Here is a 22632-nt window from a genome sequence, read left to right as displayed (position 1 = left end):
GATTATGCTTTGTTCAAGATTGAACCGGTATCCTGTCCCGTATCGGGGGATACTGGGACGTCGTAACAAAAGAGGAGAAACACTATGTCTGTCGGTCTGATAATCGGTCCCGTACTTCTGCTGCTTATCCTGATCTATCTGGCTCTCGGATTCAGGATCGTCCGTCCCACCCATCGTGGTCTCATCGAACGGCTGGGCAAGTACCAACGTTTCGCCTCCCCCGGCCTCAACATCATCATCCCTTTCGTGGATACGATACGGCGGGTGGACGTCACTGAACGCATGATCGACGCCGGATCTCAGGAGATCATCACTGCCGACAAACTGAATGCCTCCGTTGACGCCCAGGTTTACTTTAAAGTCCGCTCCACCGAGGACGGGGTCAAGGCGTCACAGTATAACGTCCAGGAATTTGAACGCCAGATCGTTTCCCTGGCCCGCACTACCCTCCGCAATATCATCGGTACCCTGACTCTGACCTCCGCCAACAGCGAGCGTAATATCATCAACGGCAATCTCTATGCCACCCTGGAGAAGGAAACCGGGAACTGGGGCATAGACATCGTCCGGACGGAACTTAAGGAAATAAATCCGCCGGCGGACGTCCAGGCTACCATGAACAGCGTGGTCATGGCCGAAAATAAAAAACAGGCCGCCGTAGACTTCGCCACCGCTGCTGAAACGGAAGCTGACGGCAGACGGCGTGCGGCAATCAAAGCCGCAGAAGGCGAACGGCAGGCCGCCATCCTGGAGGCCGAGGGTAATAAGCTGTCACAGATATTGATCGCGGAAGGTGAAGCCGCCGCCATCAAGCTGGTCAACGAGGCAGCGGAGGCCTACTTTAAAGGCAACGCGCAGAAACTCCGCCAGTTGCAGGCAGTGGAAACCGCTCTGTCCGGTAACTCAAAAATAGTATTGCCGAGCGGCACGTCTATAACCAATGTCATCGGCAATCTTGCCGGCTTCGAGGATTCGGGCGCGGGTAATCCGTAAAAACACCTTAACCGATCCCGGACTCGAAATTAAATAGGTCGCCCTGCTATTACGTAACGTTATGGGTTGACAGTAACGTCATGTTGTCTTAAACTATGCACCATGACAGACATGCTCAATCCCCTCTTTCAAGTCAGCGAGGTAGCCAGGCGTGCCGGCGTCAGCATCCGTACCGTCCGTTTCTACGAAGAAAAGGGGCTTTTGGAAGCGCCGGACCGCACTTCAGGCGGCATGCGCTTATACGACAGCCGCGACATCAGCCGGATCAAGCTTATCCGCCGGTTACGCAACGTTGGGTTGGACCTGGATGAAATCAAAGGCACCTTAAGCGACCGGGAGTCTAACCACCGGGAGCGGGTGGAACACACCATTGAAGTCTTAAAACTCGAGGCAGAGCTCAGCCGTCGGCGCATCGCTGAACTTCAACAGGAAGACCGGGAGCGTGAATCTCTGATACTCATGATCTCGCAGTGCCTTAAATGCGATGCCAACCCGTGCCCCGCCAAATGTCCGCCGCAACAATATGTCATCTAAAATAAAAGGAGGTATTTTATCATGGGCAAAATCGTAATCGGATACCAGTCGTTCACCGGCAGTTGCAAGGCGCTGGCCCAGGCTGCAGCGGAAGGCGTCGCGCAGGCCGGGGGCAAGGCCGAGGTAAAGAACATCACCGAAACATCTGCCTCTGACCTGGCGAACGCCGATGCCTTTATCCTGGTGACCACTCAGCCTTTCCAGTCCCTGGCCGGCGACACCAAGAAGTTCTTCGAGACACTCTGGCCGGCGCGTGAGCAGGTCAGGAAAGGCTTATCATTCGCTGCCATCATCTGTCACGCCAATGAAGCCGTAGATTCCGCGGCGGCGCTGGACAAATTTGCCACTTACCTGGGTTGGAAAAAATTCGGGGACTGGGTACTGGCTGCTCCGGCCGAGCTGGAAGTAGGCAAAATCAGTGCCCGGCAACTCGGCATCGCGGTCGCCCAGGGCGGTTAAGCTCTCCCTCAGCCCGACGGATTAATTAGAACCGAAACGAAGAGCCGACGGCGATATTACCATTTGCCATCGGTTCTTCGTTTTACATCAAAACCCACTGCCAGTGATATAATGTTTACATTCATTATGCTCTGAGCTATACTTTCCCACTGAACAGTAACCGTTTTAGTCATCATTCAATCCGCACTGCGGCTCATCACAAAGGAATTCTATGAACATCGGCATCTGGCCTTGGATACTTTTTAATATCTTCCTGGTAACCATGCTGGCACTGGATCTTTTCGTCTTTCATCGGCATGCGCACATCATCAAGACCAGGGAGGCCGTCGGCTGGGTGGTATTGTGGGTCAGCCTGGCGCTGATCTTCGGTTTCGGCGTCTGGATTTTTGCCGGGTCAACTCACGCGGTCGACTACTTTAGTGCCTACGTCGTCGAGGAATCGCTCTCCGTCGATAACCTCTTTGTCTTCCTGATGCTCTTTACTTACTTCTGCGTGCCGCAGGAATACCGGCACCGGGTGCTGTTCTGGGGCATTATCGGAGCCATTCTGATGCGCGCTGCTTTCATCTTCGGCGGCATCGCGTTGATAACCAGTTTCGAGTGGATCATCTACGTCTTCGGCGCCTTCCTGATCTTCACCGGCGTCCGTATGGGCATGAAGAAAGAAGAAGACCCGCATCCGGAAGCTAATCCCGTCCTTAAATTACTACGGCGCTACCTGCCGATGAGCCACAACTACCACGGTGGCAAGTTCTTCACCGTGGAAAATGGGCGCAAAGTGGCTACACCGCTACTGGCAGTGCTCATCGCCGTGGAAACGACCGACATCATCTTCGCTGTGGATTCCATTCCGGCGGTACTGTCGATCACCACTGATCCCTTCATCGTATATACCTCCAATATGTTTGCCATCATGGGCCTTCGCTCCATCTACTTCGCTCTGGAGGGATTCGCCAACCGGCTCTACTACCTACATTACGGCCTGGCGTCGGTGCTGGTCTTCCTCGGCTTCAAGATGCTCATCTCCGGCATCTACCACATGCCGACTTTCCTGTCCCTGCTGGTTATCGCTACGATCCTCGGCATCGCGGTCATAGCTTCACTGAAACGCCCGCCTGTGCCCGAACTGCCGCCGGAATCCCCGGTCTGCGACTATGACTTTGAAAAACCGGACGGGGGAAGATAAATCATGGCCGCGACTCAAGAATTCCTCGATTTGGTCCTGGAAAAACTCGCCCGTCTCGGCGTCGTCTCCGGGCGTCGCATGTTCGGTGGCTTCGGCGTATTCCATGAAGACGCCATGTTCGGTCTGATCTCGAACGACATCCTATACCTCAAGGCCGATGACTCGAATCGCGATGTTTATGTCAAATACGGCAGCCCACAATACAAGCCCATGCCCTATTTTCAGGTACCGGACGATGTTTTTGAAGACGCGAAAGAACTCCTCCGATGGGCAAAACAGTCCATCGATATCGCTCACGCCGCACCACCCAAGAAAAAGCGTTGACCGTTCATACAACCCGCGCCAATAAATAAATATTTTCAAAACCCGCCAAAATCCCATTGACAACCCATGAGTGACCGTGTGGTATCATGGGTGCTCCCTCTCAGAAACCAGGCTTCCCGATGCTGTATTGAATTGTTCCGCATCTTTTTGCGAGGGGAATCCCGGGAATGGACAGAAAAGGACCGATTTAGCCACCGTGTTTTTGAACCTGCTGACGTTGATCATTACTCCCTGAAGCCGCCTGCTTGACCGAAATAATTGTTTCCATTGTTTCCGGCTCCGAGAACAATTCAGCCATCCCGCATCCACCCAACGGATCGTTTCCCGAAAATATCATCGGTGAGGGGAACAATCTCGCCCGGCGCCGGAGCGGATTCGAATTTTGACTATAAGAAGAGCCGCGATATACTGGTAACTGAGGTGTCAACAATGAAAGTGACCGTATATACCACCCAGACCTGACCGCACTGCAATACAGTGAAAGGGTTCCTTTCACAACGGGGCATACCTTTCACCGAGGTCGATGTGTCACGGGACGCCGCCGCCGCCCAGGACCTTGCGCGACGCACCGGGCGCATGGCGGTACCGGTGACCGAGATCGACGGCAACCTGGTGGTCGGCTTCGACCAGCGCCAGCTTGAACATTATCTCTCCCAGGCAAAGGCTGCATCGGCACCCTCTTTCGGTGCTGCGGTCGCCGACGCCGAAAAATACACCGCCGCCCACGGTCTGAAGGTGATGCGCGGGGCTTATGTCGGCTCGATAAAACCGGGACTCCCCGCGGCCGTCGCCGGTCTCAAACCGGGTGACATCATAACCAAAATAGATGCTGCACCGGTAAACACCGCTGCTGACCTCGACCGGGCCCTCTCCGGACTGGAGAAGGGCGCACGGGTACGCATCACTTTCACACGGGATGGGCAACCGCGCCAGGCTGAGGGATTGCTCTAGCCATCGGCTGTCGGGCGAGGTAAAATACCCGGGTGGTCAAAGCTATTACCTTACAAACACCCCGGTTAACACTCAGGCGGTTGACCATCGATGACGCTCCGGCACTTTTTCGATACAGGTCATTGCCGGACGTATTCCGTTACCAGACATGGCGTCCAACCGATATCGCCGACTCAGTGAGGTTTCTAGAGGCCACCGCCGAAGCACCGGATACGCCCGATACCTGGTATCAGTTGGGCATTTTCATCGCGGACCAACCGGAGTTGGCCGGAGACATCGGCATCCACTTCCTGCAGTCCTATGAAGGGGAAATCGAGTTAGGATGCACGCTGTCCCCGGTATACCAGGGCTGCGGCTACGCCACTGAGGCCGTGGCGGCAGTCATCGGATATCTTTTCAAAGAGTTGGGTAAACGCCGCGTTATCTTCTCCATCGATCCCCGTAATACCCCTTCGCGAAAACTGGCCGAACGCTTGGGTTTGAAGCAAGTCGGATACATCGAAAAAAGTTATTTAATCGCCGGAGAATGGTGCGACGATATGATCTACGCACTGGATGTTACCGATTGGATGGCATAGCTTTGGATGGCATAGCTGCGGTCTTCCGGAACCTCATCGATTAGACCGATGCCAATGGTTTTTTCCGTCGCCGGTCGAACATATGCATCGCTGCCATGATCGGATGGTGTAACATCATCCTGGGTCCGGCGTAGCGCATCACATCCCGGATCTGTTTTCTCGATTCCGGTTTATAACAGTGAACCGGGCATAACGCACAAACAGTTTTTCCTTCGCTGAAAGGGCATTTGTCGAGGCGCTGCAAAGCGTACTCCGCCAAAGACTGGCAGGAACGACAAAGATCCGGCGCCTTATGGTGATCGCGGCAGTACATACCGATCATCACCCTGATAGTCCTGGCTTCGCGGCTCAGGCGCCGGCGACTATGAAAATCTGTCATCCAAGCAATCACCAGAGAAAGCGATACATATCAAATCCGAGAATGAGGGATGCTATCCAGGATACCATCGCCAACCGCATCACGCCGATCAATCGGCCATTTACCTTGATTTTACCGGATACCGCAAGGTTAATATAGATCCATAAACCCACTACAAGCAAACCAAGTATATGATGCACCCACATCTCCAGGCCAGGCCGCCCACCGATAGGCAGGAAGCCTGCCAGATCGATGAGTCGAGGTGCCATAAATACGGCAATAGTCAATATCTGCACAATGATCGCGAATCTCATGATCTTACAATGCTTATCAAGTTGGCGTTCCCTGGCTAGATAAGCTGCATATAAAATAACGCCGACCAACCCGATTTGAACTGCCAAATTGATGCTGACCAGCGTAGGTATGTCCATTCAGTATTCTCCTCTTCGCGCCCTGAGAAAGTTCCCGGCTCACCTTGACTTATTATACTTTATCGAGAGGTTGTGGGCGAGGTAATATTCCCATGTTCAATTAGGATCAACCGCATTTATAGCTTATAATGAAATGTGATATACGGAATATCATTGATAATTTACGGAGATTTTAATGAAGTTCAGAATGTGGCACCGGATAGTCCCCGCAGCACTTATCCTGGTTATGGTGCTTTCAAGCCCGATCACCGCCTGCAGCGGCAATTCCAACACGCCTTCACCCCCGCCGACAACAAACTCCGACGGCAGCATCACCTATTATTTGAAAGCCGACAAAATGAAATTCGATAATGACCGTATGACCGTGCCAGCCAGCACCAAGGTCACAATAGTCTTTACCAACGCAGAGGGAATACTCCATAATTTCGCGCTGTACACGGAACGTTTCGCGTCTGACCCCATTTTTCGGGGCCAACTGATCAGTAAAACAACCATCGAATACACCTTCACAACCCCGTCGGAACCCGGAACCTACTCTTTCAGGTGCGATCTTCATCCGGTCATGTACGGCGAATTCATCGTTAATTAGTTGATAATCTGCGGAAAATAGAATAACGGACAGCCAAATAGCTGTCCGTTATTCGTTAATTCAGTTCCTCACTCGGCTAAAAAGGTGATTTATTAATCAGCCAATTTTAGACATCACCTTGCGCCGGTATTTTTCGGTCCCTTCGGCGACGGTGCTGCCGATGTCTTCAGCTCGCTCCTTCACTGTTTCACTGAAATGCTCCGCCCGCTTTTTCATCTCGAGGGCCTGCTTTTCGATGTCCCGCCGCGTCTTACGCCCGGATTGCGGGGCATAAAGTAAACCCACTCCCATCCCAATAGCCGCCCCGGCCATGATACCTAATACCATACCGCCCATAGTCTCTTTTTTCATTGGATGGTTCCTCCTTTGCGATTTATTGTTTCCCGAAATTTCCAGAATTCACTTCATCTTCGCCAGCATCTCACGGCGATAGTTTTCTGTTCCTTCTCTGATGGCCTTACAAAACTCCGCGTCCCGCTCTTTAACGTTACTGATGAACTCATCGGCATGTTCTTTCAGGCCCAACGCCTGTTTTTGAATTTCCTTACGGGTCTTGCGTCCGGACTTCGGAGCATATAACAGGCCGAATCCCGCTCCTACGGCAACCCCGATCAACAGTCCGGCCGCGAGTCCGCCCGCCTTGTCGCTATCCATATTTCCTCCTTTGCCAACCCTTTTTCTTGTGACTTGAATCGAAAAGTTCAGGCCTGGTGCAATCTGCCGGCACCGTCGCCTTTCACCGCCACACGAATGCTTCTACCACATTCTCGAACGGTACAACCGACATCATCCATGCGTCCCATCAGTGTATCACCGATCCCTGCCACCTGGCTCAGGACCTCCTGCGCCTGCTTGTACAACCCGGCCCTTATTTCACTACCGGGCCTCGGCGCATAAAGCAAACCCAGCCCGATGCCAATCGCCGTACCTAAGAGCAGGCCCGTCAGTATATTACCTGAATAATCCCTTTCCATATATCACCATTTCCTCCTGTGATTTCCACCTCTATTAACGCCCGAGGTACTTGGAAGTTATACGAATCGAATCCTTCTCACATGACTATATTATCCCCGGGCTGGAATTTATGAAATCCGTATGAATACTCAATTCTGCAGAAATGACTACGTATTCATGGGCTGAGATCCGTTAATCAGGTACATTTGGGAAATAGGTACTCAATGCTTGATTAATTAGGTGACAATACGTATGGTGGCAAGCGACTCAAACGGTAATAATGTTAAGAGTGGCTTCGGAAAATATCGGGGTGAAAGAACGCTATGTCGGTAAAACCTACATACTCTTGGATGTCGTTCAGGACTTGGCGACAAATGCGGCCTTTACACTGTCACGTTCACCCGGGGTAGGATTGGTTGAGATATTGGAAGGATCACCCAATCTGGTATTCGCCGTTACCGCTGAAAACCGGCACCGCCTGGCAAGTTTAACCACCGCCGCGATTTCTGCGGTCGATGATATTACTGGCAGCGTGCGCCTGCTTCCAGTGAACACCGAGGTCGATGCGGCTATGTGCATCTAAATCCCTTGTACGTTTGTCACATCAGAAACCGAACTATTATGAAGGAGACTCGACATGGAGACATTACGTAAAGAAGAATTTTCAAACCTGTTGCAAACCCCTGAACGGCCGGCGGTATCCATCTATCTGCCCACTCATCGAACGGGCGATACGGGTGCCGATCCAATTCAACTCCGAAATTTGTTGGATGAAGCTGAAATACGCCTTATTGAAAGCGGCTTCCGCGCTCCACAAGCAAAAATCATCCTTGCCCCGGCGCGGGAACTTTTATCCGACGCATTGTTCTGGCAACATCAGGATGAAAGCCTGGCATTATTCTTTTCTCCAAAGTCATTCCGATATGTCAATCTGCCCATAACTGTGGCCGAGACCGTGAGAGTCGCCGATGAGTACTACGTTAAACCCCTTTTACCACTCATCACTAACGACGGAGACTATTACCTGTTGTCCTTAAGTATGAACCACGTCGCTCTATTCCGATGCCGCAGGGACAATTGCCGGGAACTCATACCGGTGGGTATGCCGAGGAGCCTTGATGAGGCGCTCAGGTTCGATGACCAGGAAAAGCAGCACCAGTTCCATTCGGCGACAGCGGGTCGGGGTACCGAAGGCCGGACCAGGGTTGATGCGCATCAGTATCACGCCGGAGGCAAGACCCCGGTCATAACCCACGGTCAGGGTGTAGCTAAGGATTACGATGAAGACCGATTGTTACGTTTCTGCCAACTGGTCGATCGGGGGCTTCAAGAAGTCCTGAAGGAAGAAAAGGCGCCTCTGGTGATAGCCAGCGTCGATTACCTTCAACCGATATTCAAGAAGGCCAGTTATTACTCCAATATATTGTCGCAAGGTATCGACGGGAATCCCGACAAGGTCAACGCAGACGTTCTGCAGCGACAAGCTTGGCAAATAGTGAAACCGCATTTTCTCCAAGGGCAGGAAAAAGCGTATGCCCAGTACGTCAATGCCACCGGCCCCGGGCCGTCGGCCAGCGACCCGGCGCAAATCATACCCGCGGCTTATGACGGCCGGATCGATACCCTGTTCGTTGCCCAGGGGATTGAGCGCTGGGGCATTTTCGATGTAGAGGAGCATCGCGTCAAACTGGAATCCGAACCCTCGAACGGAGCCGTCGATCTGGTCGAGTATGCGGTAAAGAAGACTCTGATCAACGGCGGAAACGTTTACGCCCTCAAAGAGGAAGAAATTCCGAGCCCGACGGGTCTAGCGGCGGTGTTCCGTTATTAACCGGGAGTGTTTCAAAGGTTTTTGGCATTATGGTTTCTCCGGCCGGACTTGGTTGTCATATCCCAATCGGCCTGTTATTATTAAACCACAATTGAATATCGTTACTGGGGGAGCTGAAAGGCTGAGAGTCCCGGAATTGCGGGACAACCCTTGGAACCTGGTCTCGGTAATGCGAGTGTAGGGAAGTAGCAGAACTTAGACCGGAAGCATCGTCTTCTGGTTTTCTTTTTTTCGAATCCTCCCCGCCTTCATAATCCCGACCCCGCTCCAACTCCCGGTAAATCGATGGCCAGAAGGAGCGCAAGCATGACATCGGAAATGCCTGAAATCGGTAAAATCTCACCGGAAATCTTCCGGGAGATCATCTTTCCCCGCCTCGGAGCCAAGAGCGATCAACTGATGGTCGGGCCGCAGCACGGGGTGGATGTCGGTATCGTGGAGATAGGCGGCAAGGCGGTATCGTTCACTACCGACCCTGTCTTCATCGTGCCGCAGTACGGCTGGGAGCGCGCCGCCTGGTTCGCTATCCACATCATCGCCTCGGACTCCGCCACCAGCGGCCTCAAGCCCAAATACCTGTCCATCGATCTCAACCTGCCGATGGAGATGACCAAGGACGAACTCACGGCGATGTGGGAAGTGATGCACCGCGAATGTGAAAAGATGGGCATCAACATCGTCACGGGTCATACCGCCCGTTATGAAGGCTGCAATTACCCGATGGTCGGCGGGGCGACGATGGTGGGCATCGGCGAACTTGACGAATATGTCACGCCACGCTTCGCCAAAGCCGGCGACAGCATTATCATCACCAAGGGCCCGGCTATCGAAGCCTGCGGCATCTTCGCTGCCATGTTCCCCGGCCTTATCGCCGAGAAGTACGGCGCGGAGTTCGCCGAAAAAGCCCAGGACTTGTTCTACCAGATGTCGGTGGTGGAAGATGCCATGACCGCCGTCTCGGTCGGTGTCCGGGAGGACGGCGTCAGCTCGATGCACGACGCTACCGAGTGCGGCATCTGGGGTGGGCTCTACGAGGTAGCCCAGGCGGCCGGCCTCGGGGCGCGCATCGACAAGCACAAGATCGTCGTGGCGGACGGCGTACCGGAGATCTGCCGCCTCTTCGAGATCGACCCCTATGCCTCCATCAGCGAGGGCAGCCTGATAATCACCTGCCGGCCGCACAAGGCGGAGGCGGTGGTGGCGGCGCTCGAGACCAAGGGCATCATCTCCTCCATCGTCGGGGAGCTGACCACGCCGGAGAGTGGTATGGTCCTCATCGAGGATTGCCGGGAAAAGCCGCTGGTTCATCCCATCGTCGATCCTTTCTGGAGGGCTTTCTACGATGCGGCGGCTAAAGCGCAGGCCTGAGCGATGACAACGCGTCGTGGTCTGCCGGATACCGATATCTACGCCGTCCTGAGCCGTGCCCATTCCTCAGGAAGGGGTAACGTCGAGACAGCCCGATTGTTGCTTGAAGCCGGCGTCAAGATCATCCAATACCGTGAGAAAGACTTCCCCCTCCGCCAAAGGCATGAAGAGTGCCTTGCTATCCGGAATCTCTGCCGCCGGTATGACGCCTGTTTCATCGTGAATGACGATGCCCAACTGGCACTGGCCGCTGGCGCCGACGGCCTCCATATCGGGCAGGAGGACCTCCCCCCGGAGGCGGCGCGCCAGCTCATCGGCGGGGAGATGATATTGGGTTATTCGGTGACGACGCCGGAAGAGATCGACCGGGCGGCGGCGCTCGAGGGCGTAGATTACCTGGGCGCAGGGCCGGTGTACCCTACCGGCACCAAGCCGGACGCCGCCGCGCCTGGGGGCCTGGAACTCCTCGATTATGCCCTTTCCCACAGCCGTCTGCCGGTGGTCGCCATCGGCGGCATCAAGCTGGAGCATGTGGCGGAACTCACTCGCCGCGGCGTCAGGTACATGGCGATGATATCAGCGCTGGTTGGCGTTGCCGATATCGGCGCAAGAGTGGCTGATATCCGCGCCGCCATCGCGGCGGCTTTGGCGGTATAATCCAAGCCGGAGGCGGCACAATCCCGACCCGGTGAAACTGGTAAATAATACCTATGAAGTCAGGAAAGTGGTGGCTGCCACCAGCCACGCTGTGTGGATGCTGGTTTCCACCAACATTCTCGCGGTTAAACTACGACCAGTTTTTTCAGCATCAAGGACGACATGACAAACGTCAGGGCCACCTGGGTGGATTGCCTGGAAGAGCTATTAAAGGCATTGGCGGAAAAATAGCATCGGGTATAAACTTACAATCAGGGGGACACAGAATGCCAAATGAATATGACCTGGTAGTCATCGGCTCGGGCAGCGCCGGCCGTTCTGCCGCCTTCCGATGCCGCGCCGCCGGATGGAGGGTGGCCGTCATCGACCAGCTCCCCTTCGGCGGTACCTGCGCCCTGAGGGGCTGCGACCCCAAAAAGGTGCTCATCGGCGCCGCCGACGCCCTTGACCAGGTCAAACGCTTTTCCGGCCTGGGGGTTAAGGCGGAGACGCTTGATATCAATTGGCCGGAATTGATGGCCTTCAAGCGGACTTTTACCGGCCCGATGCCCGGGGAAATAGAAAAAGGTCTTCACGACCGGGGTATCGACACCTACCGCGGATCAGCCCGTTTCACCGGACGTAATGCAGTTGCCGTGAGCGGCGAGGTGCTGGAAGGGCGGTTCATTCTCATCGCTGCCGGGGCCGAGCCGATGAAACTGGGCATCGACGGAGAAGAACACCTTACCACCAGCGACCAGTTCCTGGAACTGGAACAACTGCCCGACCGGGTGCTCTTCGTCGGCGGCGGTTACATCGGGTTCGAGTTCGCCCACCTCTCCCGGCGCGCCGGCGCCGAGGTCACCATGCTGGAGATGTCGGACCATTTCCTGGGCCCGTTCGACCGGGACATGGTGGCCATGCTCCTCAAAAAGACCCGGGGCATCGGCATCGACGCCAGGACGGGCACGGCCGTTAAATCTATTGAAAAATCGGATCAGGGGTTCACCGTTCACGCCGTCGCCGGGGACCGTGAACTCAGGTTCGAAGTAGACCTGGCAGTACATGCCGCCGGCCGGGTGCCGGCGCTTATGAATCTCGACCTGGATTCAGCCGGTATCGAACACGAGAGCGGGCGGCTGAAGCTGAACGATTACCTGCAAAGCCTTTCCAACCCTTCCGTCTATGCCGCGGGCGACGTGACCAAAAAGGGACCGGCGCTAACACCGGTGGCCGGCATTGACGGCGATGCCGTCGCTGCCAATATGCTTGAAGGCAACCGGGTGAGCCCGGACTACAGCGTGGTCGCCTCCGCCGTGTTCACCATCCCCCCGCTGGCCTCGGTGGGCCTGACCGAGGAACAGGCCAAAGAGCGGGGACTCAAGTTCAAGGTCAACCACGCCGACACTGCGGCCTGGTACACCAGCCACCGGCTCAACGAGGATACTTCCGGCTACAAGGTGATGGTCGAGGAAGGCAGCGGCAGGATCATCGGCGCCCACCTGCTGGGCCCCCACTCCGATGAAGTGATCAATATCTTCGCCCTGGCCATGAAGGCCGGATTACCGGCTGAAAAGGTCAAAGAAACGCTGTTTACCTACCCGACGGCGTCCTCGGATATCGGGTATATGCTGTAGGGGAGGCCATTGAGCCCAAACCTGAAATCCGAATATCGAAATCCGAAACAAATTCCAAATCAAAACCGGGAACCAGGCCTAACTGCCTTACCTCCAGTCTTTGGAGACCGGCACTTTATCCAGGGCGGCAAAAAGGGTTACCTGGCTCACTACCACGTTGTGCGCTCCCTCGCGCCGGGACAGCCTGCCTTTGACTATCAGGAACGGAGACCTGAACTTCAGTTCCTGCCGCTCATACACCTGCGGGAAAACCATCAGCGGTATGTGGCCGAACTCGTCTTCCAGGGTGATGAAGACCACTTTGCCGCGGGGGCGCTGGCGGCGGATTACCAGGCCGGCAACGGTCAGCTCGGTGCCGTCGTCCATGCGCTCGATATCACTGCTGCGCGATACGCCGCGGCCATTGAAGCGGGGGCGGACGCTGGCCATGATGTGCCCGGCGGGAAAGAGGCTGAGCACGCTGTACTCTTCCTGCATGCGCTCCCAGTCATTCAGGCCCGCCAGTTCCGCCATGTCCTGTCTGACCGGCAGCGGTAGTGCCATCTGGGAATTGACCGGCCGGTAACGCAGCCCGATCTCCCATTTGACCTTGCGGCGGTTGGTCTCCATGGCATCGAAGGCGCCGCCTCCGGTCAACCTGAGAGCCGTTTCTTCCAGCACGCCGCTGCGTTCCATGAAGTCGCCGATGCCCAGGAACGGACCGCCCCCCGCCCTTGCGTCCTCGATCGCCCCGGCCGCGGCGCCGCCCAGCCCGTGCACGTGAAGGAAACCCAGCCGCACCGCCTGGCCCTCGATGACGCAGACCGCGGAACTCTTGTTGATATCCGGGTTCAGCACCGCCACACCGTGCCTTCTGGCGTCCTCCTTGAGCGTCTCCAGATTGTAGAAGCCCATCGGTTGCTGATTGAAAATGGCGACGAAGAATTCCAGCGGGTAGTACAGCTTCAGCCATGACGCCTGATAGGCCGTCACCCCGAAGGCGAAGGCGTGGGACTCCGGGAACATGTACTGGCCGTTAAACTTGTGGAATATCTTAGCAGCGACTGCCTCATCGACACCCCGCTCGGCGGCGCCGGCCATGAACTCCTGCCGGTACCGCGCGAGCAGCGCTTCGTTATGCCGCCGCCCGAAGGCCCGGCGCAACTGGTCGGCTTTGCCGGGACCGAAACCGGCCACATCGATGGCCAGCTGGTTGACCTGATCCTGGAAAAGGACCACGCCCAGCGTCCGCGCCAGGGCGTGTTCCTCCAAGGTATGATCGAAGACGACCTTCTTCCGGCCGCTGCGGCGGGCCAGGTAGTCCTGCACGCCGCCGTTAACGCCGACGCCCGGCCTGACGGCGCCGACCTCATGAGCCATGTCGAAGAGATTGCGCGGTCTCAAACGGGTGATGGTCTGCATCTGCGCGGCCGATTCCACCTGGAAGATGCCGATGGTGTCGCCGCGGCAGAGCATGTCGTAGACCGCCGGATCGTCGAAATCGATGCGCGACAGGTCGATCACCCGCCCGGTTCGTTTTTTGATCAAGCCGTCCGCCTCCTGGAGCTGGGAAAGCGCTCCCAGGGCCAGGAAGTCGATCTTCACAAAACCGGCGTCGTCGATGCTGTCTTTGTCCCACTGGCAGACGTACCTGCCGTCGATGGCGCCCCGCTGCACCGGCACCAGGTCGGTCAGGGGCGTCGATGAGATGATCATGCCGCCGGGATGTTGTCCCATGTACTTGGGAAAGCCGTCCAGTTCCCAGGCCAGGCGCACCAGGTCCCGCCACACCGGCGCCTTGACCTTGTCCCGAAAATGCGGCGATTTGTCCATGCTTGTGCTGAGCTTCCGGGCGCTGCCCCAGTCCAACTGCTTGGCCAGCTGGCCGATCTCTTCCGGCGGCAGGCTCAAGGCCTTGCCCAGATCCCTGACGGCGCCCCTTACCTGGTAGGTGGCGATAGTGCCGGCCAGCGCGGCGTGACGCCAGCCCCATTTGCGATGCGTCCGCAATATCAGTTCCTCGCGGATGCTGCGCGGGAAATCCAAGTCGATGTCCGGCGCGCCGCTCATGGTATCATCGGGCAGGAAGCGTTCCAGCGACAGGCGGTATTTCAGGGGATCGATGTGCGACAAACCGATAAGATAACCGATCAGGAGGGCCACCGAAGAACCCCGGCCCCGGCCCGGCGGGTTTTCCTCAAGCGATTGGGAAAGATCGGCAAGACCCAGATCGATCATCGCCTCCCGCCCCAGCTTGATGACGTCATGATAGAGCAGCAGAAAGCCGGCCAGGCGATGCTTTTTCACCAGCCGGAACTCCTCGTCCAGGCGCGTCCTCACTTCAGGGGTGACGCCGCCGTAACGCCGGACCGCCGCCTCCAGGCAAAGATTTTCGAGGTAACTCTCCGGGGTTTGGCCGTCCGGCGCCGGATAATCCGGGAAGGTGTAATTCAGCTCCGAGGTCAGATCGAAAGAGCAGCGGCCGGCGATGGTCACCGTGTTGGCCAGGGCTTCGGGACAGCCTTCAAACAGCGCCTCGATTTCCGCGACAGGACGCAGGTAAAACTCGGAGTTAGGCCGGCGCTCCCGGTGGCTGGCATCGAGATTTTTACAGTGCTTGACGGCCACCAGGCAATCCTGGAGTTGGTGCCGGTCGCGCACATGGTAATGAACATTGCCGGTGGCCACGACCCGGGCGCCGAGTTCAGCGGCCAGCTCGACGAGCTTCTTGTTGCGCGCCCTATCGCCGTAAACGCGGTTGTGCTGCAACTCAATGTAGTAGTTGGCGCTGCCGAACCAGTCGAGATATTGCCTGATCAAGCCGCGCGCCTCGTCGAACCGCTCCGCCATGAGCAGTTGGCTGAGTTCCCCCTTCGGACAACCCGACAGCACTATCAACCCCGAGGCGTGTTCCGCCAGCCTCTCCGGCGGCAGTTCTGGGGTGTTGCGTTCACCGGCTTCAGCGGCCGCGGTGATCAGGCGGCAGAGGTTCTTATAGCCTTCCCGGTTCTCGACGAGCAGGGTGAGGTGGTAACCACCTTTGAGCGTCACTTCAGCGCCAACGATGCCCTTCATCTCGAGCGATCCAGCCAGGTGGGCAAAACGCATTGCGCCGCACAGGTTGTCGTGGTCGGTGACGGCCAGTGCTTCGTACCCAAGTTCCTTCGACTGGACAAGCAACTCTTCCAGCGACGAGGCGCCGTCGTGGAAGGAGTAATAGCTGTGACAGTGGAGTTCGGAGTATGTGCTCATAATACAAATATCGAATTTCTAATATCTAATGTCTAAACAAATTCCAAATCACAAATTCCAAATTCCAAACAAATTTCAAATCTCAATATTTAATACCTGACGGTGAGTGGTTTTAAAATTTTGGACCTTTTAATTTTGTCATTATTTAGGATTTAGGTATTAGACATTTGGAATTGGGGCCGCGGGGATGGGCGGACGGCTAGTAGTTCTGCCGGTACCAGCGCCCGGTCACCAGATCATTGTAAATGGTTAAACGCCGGCCCGACGCCATAATAACGGCATAGTAAAGCCGGGACAGCGGTTCGGCGCGCCACCATTCGTCATCGATGCGCCAGGCATCCTCGATGGCGGCTACGGTCTGGCGGCCCTTACCCGTGACCGCTATCGGACGGCCGCCGGCGGCCTCCTCCACGATCACCGGCTCCGGCAGGTCTACCGGCCTAACGGGGTCAGCGTGTAGCGCCTTTCCGGTATTCTCGACCATGGCTCAACTTCTTTCACTCTGTAAAGCTGCGGCGCGCCGAAACGGAGTTCCATCTGCTTTATGTCATCTAATAATTTATCGTCCGACCTGACATCGGTGAAGATGCTCTCCTGGCGGCCGACGGGGCGGCTCAAGCGGGTCACTGCCACTCCCAACTGTTCTACAGGGCCGGGCTGTTGGCAGTTCTCCATGACATGCCTGATACGCGCCATGAGCGTCTTCGAGCCGGTGGCCGGTTCTTTGAAGTGGACGTGCTGCTCCCAGTACTCTCCCAGCCAGGTGCGCGTCCACAGCCTCACACAGCGGATGCCCAGCCCCCGGTTCCCGATGCGGTTCATGGTCCGCGCCAGCAATGAATCGATGGTCATGGCCAGCACGTCCAGCGACACCGTCGCCGAGGCCAGCATGGTGCTTTCCTCGATGACCTCTTCGCTGAGGCGCGGGTTGAGCGGCGTATCGTCTTCCCCCCGGCACAGATGCCAGATGCGCTGCCCTTCCGGGCCGAACTGCGCCTGCAACTGGGGAAGGTTCAGCGCCGATACCTGCCCCAGTGTGTGCAGGCCGTATTCGTGCAGGCTGTTTTTAGTTTTGAGCGCGACGGGCAGCAGGTCGCAGGATAAACCAGTGAGAAAGCCGGAGATATCGCCGGTCAGGGCCCGGTACCCGCCGGGCGGACCGTGAAGCGCGGCCAGGTAAGCGGCAAACTTGCCCCCGCCGATGCCCATCCCGGCCTCATAAACCTCCGGGAGGGCGGAACGCACCGCGGCAGCCAGAGCGCCGTCGCCGGGATAAAGGCCTTCCAGTCCGTCGCAGCCAATGAAAATATCGCCCAGCGTCGGACCCTCGACCAAGGGACTCTTGAGTTCCAGCGCGTCCAGCACGCCGTTGAAGACGTTCCAGTAGTGGGGAATATCGGCGGGGATGAACCGGATATCGCCGTAGAGCGCTACCGCCTGTTGCAGCGGCATGTCGCGTTCCAGACCTTTAAGCCCCGGCGAAAAGTCCAGCAGCAGTTTCTGAGCGCCGGCGCTATAGACCACCGCAGCCGCCTGGTTCTTGATCTGCGGTTGCCGCCCGGTCTCACACTGAAGGGGAAAATGCGGCAGCAGGACGCAGAGCAGTTTCATTTCTTTCCACTCCCGGCCTGACTAATCCAGTTTGCGGATAAGGCCGATGACCTTACCCTGGATCTCGACGTCCTCAGGCTGGCAATAAAAAGGCGCCATGAACTGGTTGGCGGGTTGAAGGCGGATCCGGCCGGGTTCCCGGTAGATCTTCTTCAGGGTGACTTCATTGCTATCCTGCAGCCACACCGCCACCATGGAACCATCCTCGGCGGTCCTGGTCTGGGTCAGCAAGACGGTATCGCCGTCATCCACCAGGGCGTCGATCATCGAAGTGCCTTTCACCCTCAGGGCAAAGACATTGGTGCGGCCGCGGATGATATCGTCGGAAACTTCTATCATCTCCTCCGGCGTCATCTCCCATGTGGTATCGTTGGGCACCGGTATGGGACTGCCCGCGGCGATAGTGCCTAAAAGCGGCACCAGCCTCATGGACCGGGTCCCCGCCCCCGGCAGGCTGATGCTCCGGGAAATCCCCCGGCTCCGGTTGATATAACCTTCCCGCTCCAGCACCCCCAGGTAATACTGGGCCACCGTGGCAGAATTCAGCCCGCAACCCTCGGCGACATCCCGCACCGACGGGGCATAACCGTGTTCTTCGGTGAAACGGGTAAGGTAATCGAGAACTTTTTTCTGTTTAGCTGAAAGAGTCTTCATTTGCTCTCCCTATTACACCTGTAATATATTACATATGTTATACCCGTTGCTGGGGGTTGTCAAGAGAGCAGACAAATCACGATACTTCGAAGTATTTGTGAGCGTCATGTCTGTTTAATCTAGTCACCCACGGGTCATTGATGACCTTCACGTAGCTGGGTCACCCACACTTGATTCCAGATATCTCAAACAGTTGTCTACCGTTTCCAGTTTCCAGGTGGATATGCTGGACATGGTCAAAAGATAAATTATTCTCAAGGCCTGTTTTTCATTTCTTTTACCAATTTCGCTATCGGCTTGAACTTCGTCTTTTCAACAAGACGGGTACCACCCTCTTCCTTCAAGTCCAGAAAAACTATCTCTTTTTGGATCTTCAGGTAACCTTCCAACCGACCGGAGTCCAGTTCACCCCGCTCAATGGCCGCTCTGACGGCGCAGCCGGATTCGACGCTGTGACTGCAATCGTTGAAGCGGCATTCCCTGGCCAACGTCTCGATATCGTGAAAGGCGCCCTGGAGATCCTCTTCTCCGGCCCACATCTGGATCTCTCTCATGCCGGGGGTATCGATCATAACGCCCCCGCCGGGCAGAAGAATGAGCTCACGCCTGGTAGTGGTATGCCTGCCCATGCGGTCATCCTGCCGAACGTCCCCGGTCTCCTGTTTCTCCTGGCCGAGTAAGGCATTGATGAGGGCGGACTTGCCAGCGCCGGAAGAGCCTAAAAAGGCGGCTGTTTTCCCTTTCGACAGGTACTTCTTCAATGCATCTAACCCGATCCGATTCCTGGCGCTGACAGGGTGGACGGATACTCCCGGAGCGATGTCTTCGACAGCCCGGATAAAGGCATCGACATCCGAGCAAACATCGATTTTATTCAGGACGATGGCCGGTGTAGCTCCGCTGTTCCAGGCCAGCGTTAGGTACCGCTCGATCCTTCGCAGGTTAAAACTCCGGCCGCCGTCCAAGCCGCTGACGATAAAAACGGTATCGACATTAGCTGAGACGACCTGTTCTTCCGTGCGCTCCCCTGCGGCTCTCCTGGAAAACTTGCTCTTTCTCGGTAATACCGCCTGGATCATACCTTTTTGCTCGCCGGGCAACGGGTTAATGACTACCCAATCGCCGACTGCCGGATAGTCTTCTCCCGCCTCGGCAAGGCGCCTCATTTTACCCGTCACCTTAACTGTAAACTCACCGTATCGGCTGTATGCTTGAAACGAGCCTTTGGACTCGGAACTCACTCTGGCCGGCACCGAATCCGGGATTTCCATATTCTGAAAGTGCTGCTGAAAAAATGAATCCCAGCCAAGAGCGTCGAGGTTCGTTAGCTGATTTTCACTTTGATCGATATTCATTGCTTTCTCCAATTCTTAAAGTAGGTAATTCACTGAATTATTTCACCAACAAAAAAGCCGCGGATGACACCCCGCGGCCGGCTGGACCTCACTTAATCAAGAGAAAAACAAAAGCCGTTCCGGTGGAACGACTAGTAGTTCAGTCAAAGAACAAGTAACTACTATTCAGCCTGAAACCTGCCGGGGTGTGATAACCGCGGTTTTAACAACGACCAACATCAACACCCCTCCTTTTACGTTTAATATCAATGATACTATCACTGCGATCCGCTGGAGTCAACTTACCTGAATCAACGGCCTTACGGCCGTATAGTGTCGATTATTGAGGCTGGAATGGTGGGCTACGGTGTACGACAGACAGAACTCCTGTATTCGAGATCGAGTTCGATGCCCTATAGTAAACCGGTTCAAGTCATCCTCATGCGGAGCCCGAGGAACAATAGGTAATCCTGAGAAGAATAATTGAACACAATTTCAACCTGCGATTTTAGATTTCATGACATGGACGAGCTTGTTCTCAAAATCCGGGCAGTGTCCTTGTGCCGGTTGCAGAGTGGTGAATTGCCTTTTGCCAAAAATCTTGCCCTCTAGGGTGTTTTGTCGCAAAAACCATGTAATATAGGGGCACATTTTTGGTATTGACGACGGAAACTTCAGTTGGATACTGCTGACCAAGATAACCTAAAGACGAGAGTTGATGCCGATAATGATCTAAAAGTGACCTTGTGCGTTGATTAGGCAAAGCGTTAGCTACCAGTTTTCGCCATTTCCCATCGTCCCCAAAAAATTGATCCAATGAGGTCGTGCTCGACTCGATCGCCCGTTTAATCCCTCCGATTTGGAATACAAGGATGATGTCCACACGGCGGGATCCTGTTAGAGCCCGAAGTGTCTTAAAATCTATATCCCAAGTGAATGGGTCGATGAAGGCCAGGCATAAAGCATTCGGTGGGATGAAATTGACGATCTTGTTTATGATTTCACTATTATTACAATTCCCTGGAAGGATCAGTTTTTCACCGGCAGCGTTAATAGACTGGGATCGGGCATTCAACGAATTGATATGACTCTTATCTGAATCGACAAAAACATAATGTGTAAAAGGAGGCATTTGGCTTAGAGCAATCATCGGCGATCCTTGAATTGTTTCCCCGGTACCGCGAACAGTACACAATCCAGGTCCGGCAAATAAGTCTAAATAGACAGTCTCAGGCCACCGGCTTTTCATGCCGTTCGTAAACAATGATGAATAGTACCTTAAGTAGTGGAGTTTGTTTTTTGCCCATGGGCCCAATTCTAAGAGGGGGTAGCCGTCTGAATTTGGTTTTGACTTACAGCGATCGCACACGATTCCTCCGGACGTCGTTCTCTTTATATGGGTACGATTTCATCAAGAGAATTTCGGGTAATTCCTTCCACAACTGGCCATCCAATTGTGCAAGTTGTTCACCTCGTTTGTTCCTGGTACCACCAAGCTGTTTAAGAAAAAACGGGAGCTTGACCAGGGAGCATTGATCGCGTATCTCCCTTACCCAGTTCAAATCCATGGTGCGTGCGCCAGGCCCGCTTTCCCCTCCTACTATCACCCAATCCAAATCCTCAAGTGGCAAATTCAGTTGTCCTAACAATGGCTCACAAGACACAAATTTCACTGCAGCCGGTACTTTTTTCAGCTTCTCAAGGCGCCAAATATAATCCTGATTCTCGACGGTTACGCCCATCAAGAGATTACTTGGCCATGATAAATAGGGTGAGATTTCTAAAAGACGTGAGGCCCGTTTCGTAAGTATCTGAAACCTGTGCCAAGAAGCAGTACTAATCGTTGTAAATACAGCTTCGATAAATTCAAGAGGTATTTCCTCGTGGAAAAGGTCAGACATGGAATTGACAAAAATCCGAGTTGGGCGCTTCCAACTAAGGGGGAGGTCAATTAAATCATCATGCATAGTAACCCGAAAACCATTTGTGTATCTTGGGTTACCCATACATTTTAATCGATTGGCGAACCTTGCAGCATAGCAATGGGCGCAACCGGGTGATATCTCAGAACATCCGGTCACCGGATTCCAAGTCGCCTGTGTCCACTCGATAGATGACTCAAAAGACATTGATACCGCCTTGATCAATCGAGCCATTTTAACACTTAAAGTGACAGCCCCGCTAAACCTTGGGAGCGTACCTTCATCGGCAGTGATTGTTAAGTCAATTACGCATGACTCGCCCCGAATCTTATCATTCGCTAAGCCTCAGGGGGTGTTTTATGTAGACACCGTGGGCCGGTTTTTGGATACTTACGCGCGACTTTAATCATTGCTAAATAATAACTACATTGTTGTCTTGCTTGCTTAGTAGCCTCATTTTCCATGCATGTACGACAATTCGGCATTTCAAGACATGTGCAACCTCCGGGGTGATTTTTTCCAGCCATATTTCTCCAAGTCCCAGTTACGACTAAGTGCGCCCTCTTCGATTGAGAGTTCTGAACCATGAGGAGAATTCTTGTCTTGTCATCGGAGAATTGATGGTTTGTACAGGAGCAGAGGCCGTTGCGTCTACATTTTGAACTTCCATCAATAAAACTTGATCTTCGTATGAAGTGCCAGCTTTAGAGTAGTTTACAAGAAATAATTTGGCCCCAATGACTTGCGAAAGTTTCCAAAGGGATATGAATTTCATTGAATTCTTCATGAAATACCTGTTAGGATGGCTAGATAAAGGTGTAATCCCTCTTGTTGATTGTTTTTCCTCACAAAGTAGAAATTCCACAATGACATAGCGTTTATTTTCGTGATCCCATTGAATTCGATCAAAGTTGATTGCGTATGTCGGATCGCCAGCCAACATTTCTTTTACAAATTCAACAGCGCTAGAATCTTCGGATCCTAATGGTTTACTTTCATTTACCATGCTGTAATCCCTCATTGAATATCATTTAAGATAATACGAACATGA

Annotated in this window: 26 protein-coding genes, 1 pseudogene and 1 riboswitch; of the genes and pseudogenes, 14 read left to right on the top strand and 13 right to left on the bottom strand. The window is 54.6% G+C overall.

The window, feature by feature from the left end; translation table 11 throughout:
• Positions 1-84: 84 nt before the first annotated feature.
• The 8 genes and pseudogenes from ABFB09_RS03060 to ABFB09_RS03025 all read left to right on the top strand — a co-directional run bounded on the left by ABFB09_RS03060 (position 85) and on the right by ABFB09_RS03025 (position 5025).
• A complete protein-coding gene (locus ABFB09_RS03060) occupies positions 85-993 on the top strand; it encodes an SPFH domain-containing protein (RefSeq protein ID WP_346999788.1) in 909 nt (302 codons plus the stop codon).
• A gap of 102 nt (positions 994-1095) precedes the next feature.
• Entirely contained in the window at positions 1096-1527 is a 432-nt protein-coding gene (locus tag ABFB09_RS03055) for a MerR family transcriptional regulator (RefSeq protein WP_346999786.1), read from the top strand.
• A 21-nt stretch (positions 1528-1548) separates the two neighbouring features.
• On the top strand, positions 1549-1986 hold the full coding sequence (locus ABFB09_RS03050; protein WP_346999784.1) for a flavodoxin domain-containing protein: 438 nt from the start codon (positions 1549-1551) through the stop codon (positions 1984-1986).
• A gap of 211 nt (positions 1987-2197) precedes the next feature.
• Complete coding sequence (locus tag ABFB09_RS03045) at positions 2198-3172, top strand: TerC family protein (RefSeq protein WP_346999783.1); 975 nt, start codon at positions 2198-2200, stop codon at positions 3170-3172.
• Between the two features lie 3 nt (positions 3173-3175).
• Positions 3176-3496, top strand: a complete 321-nt coding sequence (locus ABFB09_RS03040; protein ID WP_346999782.1) for a TfoX/Sxy family protein — start codon at positions 3176-3178, stop codon at positions 3494-3496.
• 474 nt (positions 3497-3970) lie between these two features.
• Positions 3971-4099 (top strand): annotated as a pseudogene (locus tag ABFB09_RS03035) (glutaredoxin domain-containing protein); the annotation flags it as partial.
• Positions 4073-4447, top strand: a complete 375-nt coding sequence (locus ABFB09_RS03030) for a PDZ domain-containing protein (RefSeq protein ID WP_346999933.1) — start codon at positions 4073-4075, stop codon at positions 4445-4447. The pseudogene ABFB09_RS03035 and the gene ABFB09_RS03030, both read left to right, overlap by 27 nt.
• Before the next feature lie 32 nt (positions 4448-4479).
• Positions 4480-5025: a GNAT family N-acetyltransferase gene (locus ABFB09_RS03025; protein WP_346999781.1), complete on the top strand. Its 546-nt coding sequence runs from the start codon at positions 4480-4482 to the stop codon at positions 5023-5025.
• 40 nt (positions 5026-5065) lie between these two features.
• On the opposite strand, the gene ABFB09_RS03020 is transcribed toward ABFB09_RS03025, so the two are convergent.
• Positions 5066-5404 (bottom strand): nitrous oxide-stimulated promoter family protein, encoded by a 339-nt coding sequence (locus ABFB09_RS03020; RefSeq protein WP_346999780.1) that lies wholly within the window; start codon positions 5402-5404, stop codon positions 5066-5068.
• Positions 5405-5412: 8 nt separating this feature from the next.
• Positions 5413-5814 (bottom strand): hypothetical protein, encoded by a 402-nt coding sequence (locus ABFB09_RS03015; protein WP_346999778.1) that lies wholly within the window; start codon positions 5812-5814, stop codon positions 5413-5415.
• A gap of 175 nt (positions 5815-5989) precedes the next feature.
• On the opposite strand from ABFB09_RS03015, the gene ABFB09_RS03010 reads away from it, so the two are divergent.
• The gene (locus ABFB09_RS03010; protein WP_346999777.1) at positions 5990-6403 is read left to right on the top strand and encodes a cupredoxin domain-containing protein; all 414 of its coding nucleotides are present in this window, start codon (positions 5990-5992) and stop codon (positions 6401-6403) included.
• Between the two features lie 96 nt (positions 6404-6499).
• Here the strand turns inward: ABFB09_RS03010 and ABFB09_RS03005 are convergent, their stop codons facing one another.
• Genes ABFB09_RS03005 through ABFB09_RS02995 form a run of 3 tightly spaced genes read right to left on the bottom strand, consistent with a single transcriptional unit; the run spans position 6500 to position 7377 of the window.
• The gene (locus ABFB09_RS03005; protein WP_346999776.1) at positions 6500-6754 is read right to left on the bottom strand and encodes a YtxH domain-containing protein; all 255 of its coding nucleotides are present in this window, start codon (positions 6752-6754) and stop codon (positions 6500-6502) included.
• Positions 6755-6802: 48 nt separating this feature from the next.
• Positions 6803-7057 (bottom strand): YtxH domain-containing protein, encoded by a 255-nt coding sequence (locus tag ABFB09_RS03000; protein WP_346999775.1) that lies wholly within the window; start codon positions 7055-7057, stop codon positions 6803-6805.
• A 47-nt stretch (positions 7058-7104) separates the two neighbouring features.
• Positions 7105-7377: a YtxH domain-containing protein gene (locus tag ABFB09_RS02995; protein ID WP_346999773.1), complete on the bottom strand. Its 273-nt coding sequence runs from the start codon at positions 7375-7377 to the stop codon at positions 7105-7107.
• A 269-nt stretch (positions 7378-7646) separates the two neighbouring features.
• Here ABFB09_RS02995 and ABFB09_RS02990 point away from each other — a divergent pair, with 269 nt between their 5' ends.
• The 5 genes from ABFB09_RS02990 (at position 7647) to ABFB09_RS02970 (ending at position 12829) form a co-directional block, all read left to right on the top strand.
• Positions 7647-7940, top strand: a complete 294-nt coding sequence (locus tag ABFB09_RS02990) for a hypothetical protein (RefSeq protein ID WP_346999772.1) — start codon at positions 7647-7649, stop codon at positions 7938-7940.
• 54 nt (positions 7941-7994) lie between these two features.
• A complete protein-coding gene (locus ABFB09_RS02985) occupies positions 7995-9188 on the top strand; it encodes a hypothetical protein (RefSeq protein ID WP_346999771.1) in 1194 nt (397 codons plus the stop codon).
• A gap of 96 nt (positions 9189-9284) precedes the next feature.
• Positions 9285-9389: riboswitch (TPP riboswitch) on the top strand.
• Between the two features lie 105 nt (positions 9390-9494).
• Positions 9495-10556, top strand: coding sequence for an AIR synthase family protein (locus tag ABFB09_RS02980; protein ID WP_346999770.1), 1062 nt, complete (start codon positions 9495-9497; stop codon positions 10554-10556).
• A gap of 3 nt (positions 10557-10559) precedes the next feature.
• Positions 10560-11213 (top strand): thiamine phosphate synthase, encoded by a 654-nt coding sequence (gene thiE / locus ABFB09_RS02975; RefSeq protein WP_346999769.1) that lies wholly within the window; start codon positions 10560-10562, stop codon positions 11211-11213.
• Between the two features lie 266 nt (positions 11214-11479).
• On the top strand, positions 11480-12829 hold the full coding sequence (locus tag ABFB09_RS02970; protein WP_346999768.1) for an NAD(P)/FAD-dependent oxidoreductase: 1350 nt from the start codon (positions 11480-11482) through the stop codon (positions 12827-12829).
• An 87-nt stretch (positions 12830-12916) separates the two neighbouring features.
• Here ABFB09_RS02970 and dnaE read toward each other — a convergent pair whose 3' ends face one another.
• The 8 genes from dnaE to ABFB09_RS02930 form a co-directional block, all read right to left on the bottom strand.
• Positions 12917-16060 carry a DNA polymerase III subunit alpha gene (gene dnaE / locus ABFB09_RS02965; protein ID WP_346999767.1) on the bottom strand — a complete coding sequence of 1048 codons (3144 nt, stop codon included), beginning with the start codon at positions 16058-16060 and terminating at the stop codon, positions 12917-12919.
• A gap of 199 nt (positions 16061-16259) precedes the next feature.
• A complete protein-coding gene (locus ABFB09_RS02960; protein ID WP_346999766.1) occupies positions 16260-16544 on the bottom strand; it encodes a hypothetical protein in 285 nt (94 codons plus the stop codon).
• Positions 16493-17671: a hypothetical protein gene (locus tag ABFB09_RS02955; protein ID WP_346999765.1), complete on the bottom strand. Its 1179-nt coding sequence runs from the start codon at positions 17669-17671 to the stop codon at positions 16493-16495. The genes ABFB09_RS02960 and ABFB09_RS02955 overlap by 52 nt, the downstream gene beginning before the upstream one ends.
• A 21-nt stretch (positions 17672-17692) precedes the next feature.
• The gene (gene lexA, locus ABFB09_RS02950) at positions 17693-18325 is read right to left on the bottom strand and encodes a transcriptional repressor LexA (protein ID WP_346999763.1); all 633 of its coding nucleotides are present in this window, start codon (positions 18323-18325) and stop codon (positions 17693-17695) included.
• Positions 18326-18579: 254 nt separating this feature from the next.
• A complete protein-coding gene (rsgA, locus tag ABFB09_RS02945; protein ID WP_346999762.1) occupies positions 18580-19680 on the bottom strand; it encodes a ribosome small subunit-dependent GTPase A in 1101 nt (366 codons plus the stop codon).
• A gap of 517 nt (positions 19681-20197) precedes the next feature.
• Complete coding sequence (tcmP, locus tag ABFB09_RS02940; protein WP_346999760.1) at positions 20198-21028, bottom strand: three-Cys-motif partner protein TcmP; 831 nt, start codon at positions 21026-21028, stop codon at positions 20198-20200.
• Positions 21012-21788 (bottom strand): phage Gp37/Gp68 family protein, encoded by a 777-nt coding sequence (locus ABFB09_RS02935; RefSeq protein WP_346999758.1) that lies wholly within the window; start codon positions 21786-21788, stop codon positions 21012-21014. Before ABFB09_RS02935 ends, tcmP begins: the two co-directional genes overlap by 17 nt.
• A gap of 343 nt (positions 21789-22131) precedes the next feature.
• A complete protein-coding gene (locus ABFB09_RS02930; protein ID WP_346999756.1) occupies positions 22132-22587 on the bottom strand; it encodes a hypothetical protein in 456 nt (151 codons plus the stop codon).
• Positions 22588-22632: the final 45 nt, after the last annotated feature.

This window comes from Dehalogenimonas sp. THU2, assembly GCF_039749495.1.
Taxonomy (GTDB): domain Bacteria; phylum Chloroflexota; class Dehalococcoidia; order Dehalococcoidales; family Dehalococcoidaceae; genus Dehalogenimonas.
Note: the sequence above shows the minus strand (reverse complement) of the source record. Positions and strands in the feature narration are given on the sequence as shown.

What these genes read in the sequence shown, in the direction of transcription:
- ABFB09_RS03055 (WP_346999786.1), top strand. Translation starts at nt 1,096, where the DNA reads ATGACAGACATGCTCAATCCCCTCTTTCAAGTCAGCGAGGTAGCCAGG.
- lexA (WP_346999763.1), bottom strand. Translation starts at nt 18,325, where the DNA reads ATGAAGACTCTTTCAGCTAAACAGAAAAAAGTTCTCGATTACCTTACC.
- ABFB09_RS02930 (WP_346999756.1), bottom strand. Translation starts at nt 22,587, where the DNA reads ATGGTAAATGAAAGTAAACCATTAGGATCCGAAGATTCTAGCGCTGTT.
- ABFB09_RS03020 (WP_346999780.1), bottom strand. Translation starts at nt 5,404, where the DNA reads ATGACAGATTTTCATAGTCGCCGGCGCCTGAGCCGCGAAGCCAGGACT.
- ABFB09_RS02935 (WP_346999758.1), bottom strand. Translation starts at nt 21,788, where the DNA reads ATGTCTTTTGAGTCATCTATCGAGTGGACACAGGCGACTTGGAATCCG.
- ABFB09_RS02985 (WP_346999771.1), top strand. Translation starts at nt 7,995, where the DNA reads ATGGAGACATTACGTAAAGAAGAATTTTCAAACCTGTTGCAAACCCCT.
- ABFB09_RS03000 (WP_346999775.1), bottom strand. Translation starts at nt 7,057, where the DNA reads ATGGATAGCGACAAGGCGGGCGGACTCGCGGCCGGACTGTTGATCGGG.
- ABFB09_RS02955 (WP_346999765.1), bottom strand. Translation starts at nt 17,671, where the DNA reads ATGAAACTGCTCTGCGTCCTGCTGCCGCATTTTCCCCTTCAGTGTGAG.
- ABFB09_RS03040 (WP_346999782.1), top strand. Translation starts at nt 3,176, where the DNA reads ATGGCCGCGACTCAAGAATTCCTCGATTTGGTCCTGGAAAAACTCGCC.
- ABFB09_RS02960 (WP_346999766.1), bottom strand. Translation starts at nt 16,544, where the DNA reads ATGGTCGAGAATACCGGAAAGGCGCTACACGCTGACCCCGTTAGGCCG.
- ABFB09_RS03045 (WP_346999783.1), top strand. Translation starts at nt 2,198, where the DNA reads ATGAACATCGGCATCTGGCCTTGGATACTTTTTAATATCTTCCTGGTA.
- ABFB09_RS02980 (WP_346999770.1), top strand. Translation starts at nt 9,495, where the DNA reads ATGACATCGGAAATGCCTGAAATCGGTAAAATCTCACCGGAAATCTTC.
- rsgA (WP_346999762.1), bottom strand. Translation starts at nt 19,680, where the DNA reads ATGAATATCGATCAAAGTGAAAATCAGCTAACGAACCTCGACGCTCTT.
- ABFB09_RS03060 (WP_346999788.1), top strand. Translation starts at nt 85, where the DNA reads ATGTCTGTCGGTCTGATAATCGGTCCCGTACTTCTGCTGCTTATCCTG.
- ABFB09_RS02995 (WP_346999773.1), bottom strand. Translation starts at nt 7,377, where the DNA reads ATGGAAAGGGATTATTCAGGTAATATACTGACGGGCCTGCTCTTAGGT.
- ABFB09_RS03015 (WP_346999778.1), bottom strand. Translation starts at nt 5,814, where the DNA reads ATGGACATACCTACGCTGGTCAGCATCAATTTGGCAGTTCAAATCGGG.
- thiE (WP_346999769.1), top strand. Translation starts at nt 10,560, where the DNA reads ATGACAACGCGTCGTGGTCTGCCGGATACCGATATCTACGCCGTCCTG.
- ABFB09_RS03030 (WP_346999933.1), top strand. Translation starts at nt 4,073, where the DNA reads ATGGCGGTACCGGTGACCGAGATCGACGGCAACCTGGTGGTCGGCTTC.
- dnaE (WP_346999767.1), bottom strand. Translation starts at nt 16,060, where the DNA reads ATGAGCACATACTCCGAACTCCACTGTCACAGCTATTACTCCTTCCAC.
- ABFB09_RS03010 (WP_346999777.1), top strand. Translation starts at nt 5,990, where the DNA reads ATGAAGTTCAGAATGTGGCACCGGATAGTCCCCGCAGCACTTATCCTG.
- ABFB09_RS02970 (WP_346999768.1), top strand. Translation starts at nt 11,480, where the DNA reads ATGCCAAATGAATATGACCTGGTAGTCATCGGCTCGGGCAGCGCCGGC.
- ABFB09_RS03005 (WP_346999776.1), bottom strand. Translation starts at nt 6,754, where the DNA reads ATGAAAAAAGAGACTATGGGCGGTATGGTATTAGGTATCATGGCCGGG.
- ABFB09_RS03050 (WP_346999784.1), top strand. Translation starts at nt 1,549, where the DNA reads ATGGGCAAAATCGTAATCGGATACCAGTCGTTCACCGGCAGTTGCAAG.